Source organism: Microbacterium sp. Mcb102, from assembly GCF_024519805.1.
Classification (GTDB): Bacteria; Actinomycetota; Actinomycetes; order Actinomycetales; family Microbacteriaceae; genus Microbacterium.
On record NZ_JALJRG010000001.1, the window covers coordinates 762,660 to 776,828 of the forward strand.

13 protein-coding genes are annotated in these 14,169 nt (G+C 68.6%); all 13 read right to left on the minus strand.

All coding sequences use genetic code 11. The features are described from left to right. Positions 1-71: 71 nt before the first annotated feature. Positions 72-3,029 (minus strand): DEAD/DEAH box helicase, encoded by a 2,958-nt coding sequence (locus tag OC372_RS03700; RefSeq protein ID WP_262000956.1) that lies wholly within the window; start codon positions 3,027-3,029, stop codon positions 72-74. A 46-nt stretch (positions 3,030-3,075) separates the two neighbouring features. After that, the gene (gene nusB, locus OC372_RS03705; protein WP_029263345.1) at positions 3,076-3,486 is read right to left on the minus strand and encodes a transcription antitermination factor NusB; all 411 of its coding nucleotides are present in this window, start codon (positions 3,484-3,486) and stop codon (positions 3,076-3,078) included. Positions 3,487-3,489: 3 nt separating this feature from the next. Further along, complete coding sequence (gene efp, locus OC372_RS03710; RefSeq protein ID WP_029263344.1) at positions 3,490-4,050, minus strand: elongation factor P; 561 nt, start codon at positions 4,048-4,050, stop codon at positions 3,490-3,492. Between the two features lie 212 nt (positions 4,051-4,262). Then, positions 4,263-4,697 carry a type II 3-dehydroquinate dehydratase gene (gene aroQ, locus OC372_RS03715; protein ID WP_262000957.1) on the minus strand — a complete coding sequence of 145 codons (435 nt, stop codon included), beginning with the start codon at positions 4,695-4,697 and terminating at the stop codon, positions 4,263-4,265. Next, complete coding sequence (aroB, locus tag OC372_RS03720; RefSeq protein ID WP_029263342.1) at positions 4,694-5,782, minus strand: 3-dehydroquinate synthase; 1,089 nt, start codon at positions 5,780-5,782, stop codon at positions 4,694-4,696. Before aroB ends, aroQ begins: the two co-directional genes overlap by 4 nt. Next, positions 5,779-6,300, minus strand: a complete 522-nt coding sequence (locus OC372_RS03725; protein WP_262000958.1) for a shikimate kinase — start codon at positions 6,298-6,300, stop codon at positions 5,779-5,781. Before OC372_RS03725 ends, aroB begins: the two co-directional genes overlap by 4 nt. Next, a complete protein-coding gene (aroC, locus tag OC372_RS03730) occupies positions 6,284-7,513 on the minus strand; it encodes a chorismate synthase (protein ID WP_105709960.1) in 1,230 nt (409 codons plus the stop codon). Before aroC ends, OC372_RS03725 begins: the two co-directional genes overlap by 17 nt. A 60-nt stretch (positions 7,514-7,573) precedes the next feature. Then, complete coding sequence (locus OC372_RS03735) at positions 7,574-8,386, minus strand: shikimate dehydrogenase family protein (protein ID WP_262000959.1); 813 nt, start codon at positions 8,384-8,386, stop codon at positions 7,574-7,576. 4 nt (positions 8,387-8,390) lie between these two features. Beyond that, the gene (gene mltG, locus OC372_RS03740; protein ID WP_262000960.1) at positions 8,391-9,911 is read right to left on the minus strand and encodes an endolytic transglycosylase MltG; all 1,521 of its coding nucleotides are present in this window, start codon (positions 9,909-9,911) and stop codon (positions 8,391-8,393) included. Between the two features lie 2 nt (positions 9,912-9,913). Beyond that, complete coding sequence (gene ruvX / locus OC372_RS03745) at positions 9,914-10,387, minus strand: Holliday junction resolvase RuvX (RefSeq protein WP_029263337.1); 474 nt, start codon at positions 10,385-10,387, stop codon at positions 9,914-9,916. After that, complete coding sequence (gene alaS / locus OC372_RS03750) at positions 10,384-13,044, minus strand: alanine--tRNA ligase (RefSeq protein ID WP_262000961.1); 2,661 nt, start codon at positions 13,042-13,044, stop codon at positions 10,384-10,386. The genes ruvX and alaS overlap by 4 nt, the downstream gene beginning before the upstream one ends. 55 nt (positions 13,045-13,099) lie before the next feature. Beyond that, positions 13,100-13,288: a hypothetical protein gene (locus OC372_RS03755; protein WP_029263335.1), complete on the minus strand. Its 189-nt coding sequence runs from the start codon at positions 13,286-13,288 to the stop codon at positions 13,100-13,102. A gap of 125 nt (positions 13,289-13,413) precedes the next feature. Further along, positions 13,414-14,043 (minus strand): 30S ribosomal protein S4, encoded by a 630-nt coding sequence (gene rpsD / locus OC372_RS03760; protein WP_029263334.1) that lies wholly within the window; start codon positions 14,041-14,043, stop codon positions 13,414-13,416. Positions 14,044-14,169: the final 126 nt, after the last annotated feature.

Genomic DNA, 14,169 nt, shown 5'->3' on the forward strand with positions numbered 1-14,169 from the left:
CCGTCCGGCTTGAGCTGTCCAAACGACGTGCCCGCGCTCGTCCTCCTTCGAACCTCGCGGCGAGAGACAGGTCAGGCGTCGAAGAGCCCGCGGATGTCCTCGGCGGAGAGCGACTGCGCGAACAGTGCCTCGTCGTCCAGCACCGCCGTGAACAGGCGGGCCTTCCGACGCTGGAGTTCGAGCACCTTCTCCTCGATCGTGCCCGTGGCGATCATGCGGTAGACGAACACCTGGCTGTCCTGACCGATGCGGTGCGTGCGGTCCACAGCCTGCGCCTCGGCGGCCGGGTTCCACCACGGGTCGAGCAGGAACACGTAGTCGGCCTCGGTGAGGGTGAGTCCGAATCCGCCGGCCTTCAGGCTGATGAGGAACACCGGCTGCTCCCCCGACGTGAAGCCGTCGACCACTTTCTGACGGTGCCGCGTCGAACCGTCCAGATGCGCATACGGGATGCCTGCGGCATCAAGGCGCGCCGCGGCCATGTCGAGGAACGACGTGAACTGGCTGAACACCAGAGCCCGATGGCCCTCGGCCTGCAGTTCGATCACACGCTCGAGTAACACGTCGAGCTTGCGCGAGCCGATCTTCGCGTCTTCGGGATCGACCAGTCCGGGGGCCAGGCTGAGCATGCGCATCAGCGTCAGAGAGCGGAACACGATGAAGCGGTTGCGGTCGAGGTCTTCCAGCAGTCCCAGCACCTTCTGCCGCTCGCGCTGCAGGACGACCTCGTAGAGCGCCCGGTGGGAGGAACTCAGCTCGACCTCGAGGATCTGCTCCTGTTTCGCCGGCAGCTCCGGCGCGACGAGTTCTTTCGTGCGCCGCAGCAAGAGCGGGCGGATGCGGCGGCGCAGCCGTTCGAGTCGGCGCTGCCGATAGGCGCCGCCCTCCTCGTTCTCGGGGACCTTGCCCTGCTCGATCGGCTGGATGTAGTCCTCGCGGAACTTCCGGGCCGAGGCGAAGAGGCCCGGCGCCGTCAGCTTGAGCAGGGCCCACAGCTCGCTGAGACTGTTCTCCATCGGGGTTCCGGTGACCGCGAAGGTGACGTCCGCGCGGAACGTCGCGGCCGCGCGGTGCAGCTTGGTCTCGGGGTTCTTCACGAACTGGGCTTCATCGAGGATGAGCCCGGCCCATTCGACCCCGGCGTACACGTCTTCGTCGAGCCGTGCGACCGCATAGCTCGTGATCACGAGGTCGATGTCCCGCAGCGAGTCCGTCAATGGCGGCCCCTGCGTGCTCGCCCTGACCTGCACGCGCAGCGTCGGCGCGAATCGCGCGGCCTCGCTGCGCCAGGTCGCGAGGACAGACGTGGGCACGACGACGAGGAACGGTCGCCGCTCCCCCGCTTCGCGCGCGTGCATGATGAGCGCCAGCAGCTGCAGCGTCTTGCCGAGGCCCATGTCGTCGGCGAGGATGCCGCCGAGACGGTGCGCCCAGAGAAAGGCGAGCCAGTCCAGGCCCTCTTTCTGATAAGGGCGGAGTTCGGCCGTGATTCCCTGCGGCACCGCGACCGCCGGCACGGAACTCGCCCGACGCAGCCCGTCGGCCGTCGCCCGCCATGTCACTGCGGGAAGAGCCTCGTCGGCGAGATCCTCGAACTCCTCCCAGAGATCGGTCTGATGTCGGCTGATCCGCGGGCCGGCTTCCCACTCCTCGAGTTCGCCGGCCTCCTCGATCAGTTCGCGGAGGCGGTCGAGCGCCCGGTGATTCAGGGAGAAATAGCCGCCGTCGGAGAGGAGGAGCTTCTTCTTCCCCTTGCTGAGTGCGGTGAAGAGCGGTCCGAACGGGATGGTCCGGCCGTCGATCTTCACCAGGACGCCGAGATCGAACCAGTCGGGATCAGTGCTCTCGACCGTGGTCACCGTGATCTCAGGCTCGCCCGTGAGCTCGTGATAGCTCTTGCTGCGGCCGGTGACGGTAACGGTGACGCCCTCGGCCTCGAGCGCCGGCACCACTCGGGTGACGAACTCGGCGGCCGCGATGTCGTGGAAAGTCCCGGTGGGCGCGAGCTCCTCCCCCAGTCGTTCCGTCCACACGGCCTGCAGCGCATCCCTGAGGGCATTCTCGGCGACGGCGTCTCGCACCGCATCGGAACTCGGCGTGAAAGGCACGAGACCGAACCCGCGGTAGTCCCACGCGAACGAATACTTGACGGTGTCGCCCCGTTGGAAGGACAGCTCCACCACGGCACGGGGCGCCGGAAGAGGAGGCAGCTCGACCCGACCGACCGGCCGCACATCGATGCGACGCGCCAGCAGCGGGTAGGCATCACGGAAGAATGCCGCCTCGTCACCGGCAGGCACCTCGAGACCCTTGCCGGCGCCGAGCAGGGCGTGCACGGGGCGGCTGATCGCCACCTCGGCCAGCGTGACACGGAGATTCGTGCCGCGTTGTGCGACCTCGTACAGACCACTGTGCCCGATCGGATGCACGGCGAGCGGTTCGACCTCGCGGCCGTCGATCGTGACGGCCGGGTGCACGACGAGGCCACCGCCCTCGCGTGCGACGGTCGCACCGATCGATGCACGCTCCGCGAGCACGACGGTCGTGCTCTTCTGGGTGGCGACCAGCGGGATGCCGACGTCGGCCGCGGCACGCAGATGCCCCCAGAGCAGGCCGGACTCGATCAGGTCGGCGACCAGCCAGTCGCCGGCCGTGCCCGACAGAAGAGTGTCGCGCGCGATGCTGAGCAGATCGGCGAACCACCGCGACCGGTCGCGTCCGTACTGCGTGGGCGAGCGGCGGACCGCGTCCCACGATGCGGTGCCCTGCACCCAGGCGCCGGTCGACGCACTCTTCTCGAGCGGCCGGATGCCGAGCAGGATCTCGCCGGTACGCTTCGCCACGTCGCGCGCGGTCGCCGTGCGCTGCGGGCGAGACGCCCACGGGTTCGCGCCTCGGCCGTCGCGCAGCCGCAGTTCCACACCGAGTGCGAGTGGAGTTTCTGCGTCGTCGCGCGGAGAACCGAGAATCGACCGCCAGTCCGCGGATGACGAGCCCTCCGAGCGGGACGGATCGGACGCGAGGGACATGCCCCCATCCTCTCCGACACCACCGACAGTGCCTCGCGGCGGACGATCAGGCGGAGCGGGCTACCCGCGCGAGGACGCCGTGCACGAACGCGCCGGAGTCGTCGGTCGAGAACTCCTTCGCGAGCTCCACGGCCTCGTCGATCGCCACGGCCGTCGGAACCTCGTCGTTGTAGAGGATCTCCCACACCGCGATGCGGAGCAGCGCGCGGTCGACCGCGGGCATCCGCTCGAGCTTCCAGTCGCGGCTGTGCGTCGTGATCTGCTCATCGATCTCGTCGCGCTGGTCGATGATGCCGTCGACGATCTCGCGGGCATAGAGCCAGGAGGCCTCACGTGCAGGCTCGCTGGCCGCACGCTTCGCCTCGGCCGCCAACGTCACGGCGATGTCATCCCCGCGCACATCGGCGGAGAACAGGATGTCGAGAGCGCGCTTGCGCGCCTTCGTCCGGGCGCTCACGCCTTACTTCTCGCGGCCGAGGTAGTCACCCGTGCGGGTGTCGACCTTGACCTTGGTGCCGGTCTCGACGAACAGCGGCACCTGGATCTCGTAGCCGGTCTCGAGCGTCGCGGGCTTGGTGCCGGCCGACGAGCGGTCGCCCTGCAGGCCCGGCTCGGTGTAGGTGATCTCGAGGATCACGGATGCCGGAAGGTCGATGTACAGCGGGTTGCCGTTGTTCAGGGCGATGGTCACGGCCTGGTTCTCGAGAAGGAAGTTCTTCGCGTCGCCGACAGTGGCGGCGCCGACCGTGATCTGGTCGAAGTCGGTCTGATCCATGAAGACGTAGCCGTCGCCGTCGGTGTACAGGTACGTGTAGTCGCGGCGGTCGACGTTCTCGATCTCGATCTTCGCGCCCGCGTTGTACGTGCGGTCGACGACCTTGCCGGAGACGACATTCTTCAGCTTCGTGCGCACGAACGCGCCACCCTTGCCGGGCTTGACGTGCTGGAACTCGATGACGCTCCAGAGCTGCCCGTCGATGCTGAGGACGACGCCGTTCTTGATGTCTGCGGTAGATGCCATGCGCTGCGAGTTCCGTTCGTGTGTCTGCGGGTTCGGACGAGGCCGACAGTCGAGTCTAAGGGATGAGCGGCCGGACCCCCGCACGGCCCATGCCGTGGATCAGCCCATCCCACGAGAACGTAGGCCCGCAGCACCGCCTCGCACGCCCCGTGGACGTCATCCGTTTAGGCGCTCAGCTGATGGCCATCGCCGTGGACGGCGACTCGTTTCGATCAGAGGTGCGTGACCAGTTCGCGCACGGCGTCGGCATATCCGTCGACGCCGCGTCCGACGATGCGGACCACGGCGACATCATGCAGGTAGGAGTGGTGGCGGAACTCCTCGCGCGCGTACACATCAGAGATGTGCACCTCGGCGAACGGCAGCGACACACCCGTCAGCGCGTCCCGCAGCACCACGGAGGTGTGCGTGAGGCCGCCGGGGTTGATCACGATGGCCGCGCAGTCCTCGCGCGCGGCGTGGATGGCGTCGATCAGGACGCCCTCGTGGTTGCTCTGCACCGCGCGCACCTCGAAGTCGAACTCGGCGGCGGCAGCAGCGGTGATCCGCTCCACGTCGGCGAGCGTGGCGGTGCCGTAGACCTCGGGTTCGCGCGTGCCCAGCAGGTTCAGGTTCGGGCCGTTGACCAGGAGGATGCGGCGGGTCACGCACCCACCTCCTGGTAGGCGGCGAACATCAGCGACTCGTCCGGGGCCTGCAGCACGGTGGGCTTGGCGATGTCGTCGAGCAGGATGAAACGGAGCATCCCGCCGCGGCTCTTCTTGTCGCGCTGCATCGTGGCGAGCAGTTGCGGCCACGCTCCGGCGCGGTACGACGTGGGAAGCCCCAGAGAGTCGAGGACGGTGCGGTGGCGTTCGGCCGCGGCGTCGGAGAGCCGGCCCGCGAGGCGAGAGAGCTCCGCGGCGTACAGCATCCCCACCGAGATCGCCGCACCATGCCGCCAGCGGTACCGCTCGGCATGCTCGATCGCGTGCCCGAGGGTGTGTCCGTAGTTCAGGATCTCGCGGAGGCCGGCCTCGCGGAAGTCGTCGGAGACCACCTCCGCCTTCATACCGATAGCCAGCTCGATCGCACGACGGAATTCGTCGGTGGTCGTATCCACCGCGCGGACGGGATCAGCCTCGATGATGTCGAGGATCTCCGGTGCCCAGATGAACCCGGCCTTGACCACCTCGGCGAACCCTGCCGTCGCCTCGTTCGGGCTGAGACTGGCGAGCTCGTCGAGGTCGCCGATCACGGCGCTGGGGGCCCAGAACGCGCCGACGAGGTTCTTGCCCTCGGCGGTGTTGACGCCCGTCTTTCCGCCGACCGCGGCGTCGACCAGTCCGAGCACGGTGGTGGGCACCTGGACCAGCTGCACACCGCGCAGCCAAGTCGCCGCGACGAAACCGGCGAGATCGGTCACCGCACCCCCGCCGTAGCCGACGACGGCGTCGCTGCGGGTGAAGTCGGCCTGCCCCATCACCTGCCAGCAGAACGCGGCCACCTCGATGCGCTTGCCCTGCTCCGCATCCGGGATCTCGGCGAGAAGCACTTCGCGCGGCCCCTCGGCGGTGTCGGCGAGCAGACGGTCGCGCAGCTCGGCCGCGCGTGCCGCGAGCGTCGGCGGGTGCACGACCAGGATCTTGCGCACACCCGGCGCGAGGGCCGCCGAGACCTGCTCCAGGATCCCCCGCCCGATCGTGATGTCGTAGGCATCGTTCCCGGTGACGCTGATGGTCGTCGTGCTCATCGCTGCTCTCTCCTCCATGTCACGATGTCGTCCGCGATCCTCTGCATCGGACGACGTGAGGTGTCGAAGGTCGTCGAGGCGACCTCGGCGTACCACCTCCGGCGTTCCTCGAAGATCTTCTTCCAGCGCTCGACCGGATCCTCCTCGCCCGCCAGCAGCGGACGATTGCTGCCGCGCAGGCGGTCGGCCACCGCATCGACGCTCACCGTCAGGAAGACGACCGGTTGATCCTTGAGCAGATCGCGCGTGTCGGCCTGCGTCACCGCGCCGCCTCCGAGGGAGATCACGCCGCCCTCGGAGAGCGCGTCCGCCACCGCTGCCCGTTCCAGGTCTCGGAAGTGCGCCTCGCCGTGCTCCGCGAAGATGGCGGGGATCGGCCCGTGAGCGGCGACGATGCGCTTGTCGGTGTCGACGAAGGCGACTCCCAGTCGACGCGCGACGCGTCGACCGACGCTGGTCTTGCCGGCGGCCATCGGGCCGACCAGCACCAGCGTCAGCGGGTCAGCCTCGCTCGTCATGCGCGATGAGCGCCGCCTCGGACGCGGGTGTCGTGCGCAGCTCCGCGGGGATGCCGTCGAGGTACCCGTCGAGGTTGCGCCGCGTCTCACGGATGCTGTCGCCGCCGAACTTCTCCAGCACGGCGTTCGCCAGCTCGACCGCGACCATGGCCTCGGCGACCACACCCGCCGCGGGAACCGCGCACACGTCGGAGCGCTGGTGATGGGCGGTCGCGTCGTCGCCGGTCGCGATGTCGATGGTGCGCAGCGCGTGCGGCACCGTGGCGATCGGCTTCATACCGGCACGCACGCGCAGCACGGTGCCCGTGGACATGCCGCCCTCGGTGCCGCCGGCGCGGTCGGAGCCGCGGGTGATGCCGTCAGCGGTCGCGAACAGCTCGTCGTGCGCCGCCGAGCCACGACGGCGCGTGGTCTCGAACCCGTCGCCGACCTCGACGCCCTTGATCGCCTGGATGCTCATCAGCGCCTGGGCGAGACGGGCGTCCAGACGCCGGTCCCAGTGCACGTGCGAGCCGAGCCCGGGCGGGAGGCCGTACGCCAGCACCTCGACGATGCCGCCGAGCGTGTCGCCGTCCTTCTTCGCGTCGTCGACCTCGGCGACCATGAGTGCCGACGTCGCGGCGTCGAAGCAGCGGAGCGGATCGGCGTCCAAGGCGTCCACGTCGTCCGGCGTCGGAAGAGCAGAGCCCGGAGGAACCTGCACCGGACCGATCGAGAGCGTGTGGCTGACCAGACGGATGCCGAGCTCGCCGAGGAACGAACGGGCGATGGCGCCGAGAGCGACGCGTGCCGCCGTCTCGCGCGCGCTCGCACGCTCGAGGATCGGACGCGCCTCGTCGAAGTCGTACTTCTGCATGCCGACGAGGTCGGCGTGCCCCGGGCGCGGCCGCGTGAGCGGAGCGCTGCGCCCACGGGACTTGTCGGTGAGCTCGACGGGTTCGGGGTTCATGACCTCGATCCACTTCGGCCACTCGGTGTTGCCGATGCGCAGGGCGATCGGGCTGCCCAGGCTCTTTCCGTGGCGGACGCCGCCCGAGAGGGTCAGCTCATCCTGCTCGAACTTCATGCGCGAGCCGCGGCCGTAGCCCAGCTTTCGACGGGCGAGATCGGCCTGGATGGCCTCGGAGGAGACAGGGACGCCGGAGGGCAGACCCTCCATGACGGCGATGAGTTCTGGGCCGTGGGATTCGCCGGCCGTGAGCACGCGGAGCATTGCTCCAGTCTCCCACGGGTTCGGACCCCCGCTGCGCCGCGTTTCGTCCTGCGAGTCGGCTCAGAGCGCGGCGCGCATCGCGGCAACGACCGAGCCCTCATCCGGTAGCTCGATGCGGGGGTCACCGTGATGGAAGATGCGGATCTGACGCACGGCCTGGTGCAGCAGCATGCCGAGTCCGGAGATCACCGCGCCATCCCCCCAATTCGCCGCGAGAGCCGAGGGCCACGGCGCGTACGCGGCGTCGAAGAGCGCTCCCCCGCTCGCCGCCAAGGCCGTCGAGGTGTCGACGGGGAGTGCGGTCCCACTCGGCAGCGTGGCGATCGTGAGGTCGGCGGACGCGGTCGGCCCATCGAGCGGCTGCGCCTCCACCACGACGTCGATGCGCGCTCCGAGCGCCACCAGCCCCGCCGCTCGTTCGGGTCGTCGGGCATGCACGACCACCCGGGTCGCACCCAGCTCCGACGCCGCCACGAGCGCGGAGGCAGCCGTGGCGCCGGCCCCGAGGATGCGGACCGTTCCCGCCTCGGTCACCCCGGCCTCGGCCAGTGCGTCGACGATCCCTCCTACGTCGGTGTTGAAACCCGCGGGTGCGTCCCCGAGCAGCAGGGTGTTGACGGCGCCGGTGAGCTCGGCGTGGGCGTCCCTCGTCTCAGCGGCGCGAAACGCCTCCTCCTTCAACGGCATGGTCAGCGAGAGACCGCGCCAAGAGTCGTCGAGTCCTCGGAGCGCCCCCGCGAATCCGTCGGCGGTGACCTGACGGCGCCCGTACTCCCAGTCCATGCCCAGCACGCGGTAGGCCGCGGCGTGCAGGTCCGGCGACTTGGAGTGCGCGATCGGGTCGCCCCAGACCGCCAGACGGGTACCGGTCACCGTCTCAGCAGCCCGCGTCGGGGTTTTCCCGGCACCACGCGCGCCACTTCTCGATCCCCTGTTCGTGCTCGGACATGGTCTCGGAGAACTGCGTCTCCCCGGTTTCGAGGTTGATCGTGACGAAGTACAGCCAGGGACCGTCCGCCGGATGCATGGCGGCATCGATGGCAGCGTCGCTCGCGCTCGAGATCGGGGTCGCGGGGAGTCCTTGGCGCTTATAGGTGTTCCACTCGTTGTCGCTCTCGAGCGCCTCCTTGGAGCTCGAGACGACACCCTCGTGCAGCGATCCATAGCCGTACTGGGCTGTCGAGTCCATCTGCAGCAGCATGTCGATGTCCAGACGGTTCTGGATGACTCGCGACACCTTCGCGAAGTCGTCCAGTCGGCCTTCACGCTGGATGATCGAGGCGATCGTCAGCACGCGCTGCGCGTCTTCGGGCGGCACTCCTGCCTCATCGAGCGCTTGGCGGGTGCGGTCGACCATCCGCTGGATGACCTGCGTCGGGGTGACCTCAGGGTCGAAGGTGTACACGGCCGGGAACAGCCAACCTTCGAGGCTACGCGCGTCGACGCCGTACTGAGAGGGGTCCTTGACGGCCGCCTCGAAGTCGGCGAGCGGGAGCCCGAGAGTCTCGGCCATGCCGGGCAGCGACGAGACGATCGTCGCGCCCTCGCCGACCGACACGGTGTTCTCAAGCTTGTTGGTCTCATCCTCGAGAGCGGCGAGAGCGGCCTCGGCCGTCATCTTCTGCTGCAGGCGATACACACCGGGGTAGAACGTCGGGTTGATGCCCTCATCGACCAAGTAGTCGTAGAACACATCCTCGGTCTTCGTGACGCCCGCTTCGTGGAGAGCGATCGAGACCGGTCCTCCGGTGTCGCCTTCCTTGATAGTGACCAGTGCTTCGCCGGTCGCCTGCCCCGGTTCCCAGTCCTTCGACGGCCCCCAGCCCATGGCCTCGCTGATCCTGTCACCGTAGGTGTTCGCCACCCAGACGCCGGCTCCCGCGAGGCCGCCGACGATTGCGAGGACGATGATCAACGCGATCAGGCATCCCTTGCGACGCTTCTTCTTCGGCGTGGCGTCGACGTGATCGTCGTGCGGGGCGAAGAGATCGTCGAGCCCGCCGCCGATCACGGGCTCCGGCGTCGCGGCCGGCGACGCGGATGCTGCCGGCCGCCGGGTCACCGGAACGGCTCGCGTCGGCGTATCGCCCGCGTCCACGGAGTCGGCCGAGTCGCGCACAGGGGTCGGCGACGGGGACGCGCGGTTCGCCGCGGCCGCCTCGTCGGCGGACGCACGGACCGGCACGGGCGATGGCTGCAGATGGTCACCCGATGCGCCGTTCGTGGGCGCCGTGGCGTCCCCCGAGGCGGCTTCACGAGCCGCACGACGCGAACCCGGAGCGGGCGCACTGTTGTCGACCGTCGGACTCTGCGTGGTCGGCTCCGGAAGGTTCTCGAACAGCTCCCCCAGGCGGGAGTCTGCGTCATGCCGCGGCGTTTCGTTGTCGCGTTCGGACATCGTCAGGCGTGCTCCTCGTCAGGCGAGATGGCCGCACCGGCCGGGTTTCCGGTGCTCTTCTCCATATCGATCGCCTGCTGCAGAAGCACCACGGCGGCGACCTGATCCACAATGCTACGAGACTTCTTCTGAGATCTCCCGGAACTGCGCAGGGCGGCGTGCGCGGAAACGGTGCTCAGACGCTCGTCGACGAGCCGCACGACGATGCCACTGCGCAGCTGGAGAGCCGCCGCGAACTCCCGTGCGTCCGTTGTCGACGGCGTATCGGCGCCCCGCATGTTCACCGGCAGTCCGACCACGAACTCCAGAGGCTCGTACTCCCCCGCGAGCTGGACGAGGCGATCGATCGACGCCTCGTCCCGCGGGACCGTCTCGACCGGCACGGCGAGCATGCCGTCCGGGTCGCAGCGGGCGACACCGACCCTCGCCCGACCGACGTCGATGCCGAGCCGCACACCGCGGCGGAAGCCGCTCACGCGCCGTGCAGCTCCTGCGAGATGGCCTCGAGAGCCGCGGGAAGAGCCGTGGCGTCCGCGCCGCCGCCCTGCGCGACATCATCGCGTCCTCCGCCACCGCCGCCGAGTACACCGGCGGCGCGCTTCGCGAGCGCACCCGCCTTCGCGCCGGCGGATCGAGCAGCATCGTTCGTCGCCACGACCACGACCGGGCGACCGTTGACGACCGCCCCCAGGGCGACGACCGCGGCATCGGAGCCGAGCCGATCGCGCACGCCGTTGACGAGGTCGCGCACATCATCGGCAGATGCCACGTCGCCGAGGTTGAGTGCTGCGAGCCGGAAGGCGCCGACGCGCTTCGCGGCCTCGACGATCGCCGGGATCTGCCCCGCGCGCTGCTGGGACTCGAACTGCGCGATGCGCTTCTCCGCGGCCTTCAGGCTCGCCGTGAGATCGGCAATCCGCTCGGGCAGCTGCTCACGGGGCGTCTTCAGCGAGCTGGTGAGCTGCGAGACGATCGCCCGCTCGGCTGCGAGCTCGCGGAAGGCATCGGCGCCGACGAGGGCTTCGATACGGCGGTTGGATGCACCGACGGACGATTCTCCGACGAGGCTGACCAGACCGATCTCGGCACTCGTGCCCACGTGTGTACCGGCGCACAGCTCACGCGACCAGGGGCCGCCGATGTCGACCATGCGCACGACGTCGCCGTACTTCTCGCCGAACAGCGCCATGGCGCCGGCTTCCTTCGCCTCGTCGAGGGAGACGATGCGTGTGGTCACCTCGAGGGCGTCCTGCACGGCGCGGTTGGTGATCTCCTCGATCTCGCTGCGCGTGTCCGCGGAGAGCGCCTGCGACCACGAGAAGTCGAATCGCATGTAACCCGCGCGGTTCAACGACCCCGCCTGCGTGGCGGTCGGTCCGAGCGTGTCCCGGAGAGCGGCATGCACGAGGTGCGTCGCCGAGTGCGCCTGGCGTGCCGCGCGACGGTTGGCGGCGTCCACGACGGTCGTCGCGACGTCGTCGACCGCGACGCTTCCGCGGGCGACCTCGACGGTGTGGCTGATAAGACCGGGAACGGGCTTCTGCACATCGAGTACCTCGAGCTCGTAGCCCGGTCCGACGATCGTGCCCTTGTCGGCGACCTGACCGCCCGACTCCGCATACAGCGTGGTCTCGCTGAGTACGACCTCGGCGATCTGCCCCTCGGCGGCGCTGCGCACCGGAACCCCGTCGACGAGCAGCCCGATGACACGGGACTCGACCTCGAGCGCCGTGTATCCGTCGAAGCCGGTCTCGCCCAGGGCGCGCAGGTCGCGGTACACCGAGACGTCGGCGAGCTGACGCTTGCGATTGCGAGCGTCGTCCTTGGCGCGCTGGCGCTGCTCCTGCATGAGCGTGTCGAACGCGGTGCGGTCGACCTCGAGCCCGGCCTCTTCGGCAACCTCGAGGGTGAGATCGATCGGGAAGCCGTAGGTGTCGTGCAGCAGGAAGGCCTCGGGACCACTGAGGGTCTTGCCGCCGCCCTTCTTGGTCTCGTCCAGAGCGAGGTCGAGGATCGTCGAACCGGCGACGAGCGTGCGACGGAAGGTCTCCTCCTCCGCGAAGGCCGACGCCGAGAGCACAGACCAGTCCTTCTCGAGCTCCGGGTATGTGGTCTTCATCACGTCGCGCGATGCGGCGAACAGCTCGGGGAACACCGGCTCGTCGACGCCGAGCAGACGCATGGAGCGAACGGTGCGGCGCATGAGGCGGCGGAGGATGTACCCGCGTCCCTCGTTGGAGGGACGAACCCCGTCGGAGAGGAGCATGAGCGAGGAGCGCACGTGGTCGGCGACGACGCGGAAGCGCACGTCATCCTCGTGCTGCACGCCGTAGCGGCGTCCGGAGAGCTCGACGGCGCGGTCCAGCACCGGACGCACCTGGTCCGACTCGTACATGTTCTCCACGCCCTGCTTGAGGAAGGCGACGCGCTCGAGGCCCATGCCGGTGTCGATGTTCTTCATCGGCAGCTCGCCGACGATGTCGAACTCGGTCTTGCCACGGATGTTCTCGATGAAGTCCTGCATGAACACGAGGTTCCAGATCTCCAGGAACCTCGTGTCGTCGACGGCGGGGCCGCCGTCCTTTCCGTATGCCGGACCGCGATCGAAGAAGATCTCGGAGTCGGGGCCACCGGGGCCGGGCTGTCCGGTGTTCCAGTAGTTGTCCGCGCGTCCGAGACGCTGGATACGCTCGGGCTTCAGCCCGATGATGTCGCGCCAGATGGCCTCGGCCTCGTCGTCGGTCTCGTAGACGGTGACCCAGAGGTCCTTCTCATCGAAGCCGAGACCGCCGTCGGACTCGGAGCTCGTCAGCAGCTCCCAGGCGTAGCGGATCGCGCCTTCTTTGAAGTAGTCGCCGAACGACCAGTTGCCGAGCATCTGGAAGAACGTGCCGTGACGCGCGGTGCGACCGACCTCTTCGATGTCGTTCGTGCGAATGCACTTCTGCACATCGGCGATGCGCGGATGCGGGGCGGGGACGACGCCCGTGAGGTACGGGATCATCGGCACCATCCCGGCCACCGTGAACAGCAGCGACGGATCGTCGCTGACGAGTGAGGCCGAAGGGACGATGAGGTGGTCGTTCTTCTCGAAGAAGTCGAGGTAACGCTGCGCGATCTCCGCAGTTTTCATAGAGTGCCGGGTGTCCTTGCGTGAAGATGCCGCGCCGTGGCGCTGCTGCGGTGGTTCAGTTGTCGCCCGGCTCCGTGAGCCGTGCCTCCTGCTCGCGGTAGGCGTCGCCGATGAGAGCGGTGAATCCGTTGATCCTGGCGTCGACCTCAGCGAGGATGTCGTGACCGCGCGGGTCCTTGTTCATGAAGTGAGCCGCGACGAAGCCGCCGATCACACCGACCAGGAACCATTGCACGTTCTTCATGTCGTCATCCTTGCCCTTGATCCGCGAAGGCGCGGTGTCACCATCGTATGCCGAAACGACAAGAGGCGTCGGGTCACCCCGACGCCTCTTGCGCTGCTGCTCTCAGAGAGCAGCGTGAGCGATGCTCAGCGTGCTGCGTAGTACTCGACGACGAGCTGCACTTCACAGGTCACGGGGACCTCGGCGCGCTTCGGACGACGAACCAGACGCGACTGGAGCTTGTCGAGCTCGACCTCGAGGTAACCGGGAACGGGCGGCAGAACCTCGGCGTGACCGCCGGCTGCTGCCACCTGGAAGGGCTCGGTGCCCTCGCTCTTGGGCTTGACGTGGATGAGCTGACCCGGCTTCACGCGGAACGACGGGCGGTCGACGAGCTGGCCGTCGACGAGGATGTGACGGTGCACGACGAGCTGGCGAGCCTGAGCGGTCGTGCGGGCGAAGCCCGAACGCACCACGAGCGCGTCGAGACGCATCTCGAGGAGCTCGACCAGGTTCTCACCGGTCAGACCGTCGTGACGACGGGCCTCGTTGAACGTGTTGCGCATCTGCTTCTCGCGGATGCCGTACTGCTCGCGCAGACGCTGCTTCTCACGCAGACGGACGGCGTAGTCGCTGTCTGCCTTGCGCTTGGTGCGGCCGTGCTCACCCGGAGCGTAGGGACGCTTCTCGAGGTAGCGGGCGGCCTTCGGGGTGAGCGGGATGCCGAGGGCACGACTCAGACGCACCTTGCGGCGGTCCTGGGACTTCGTGGTCACGAAGCTGTCCTTCCGATGACGTGGTCGCGACTTTCACGACTCACGGACGTATCGTCCGCGTTCTGCCTTGGAGCGCACGCCGGGGCGCCAGCAAGGTGTGGTGTGAACGAGGAGATGCCCGAAAAC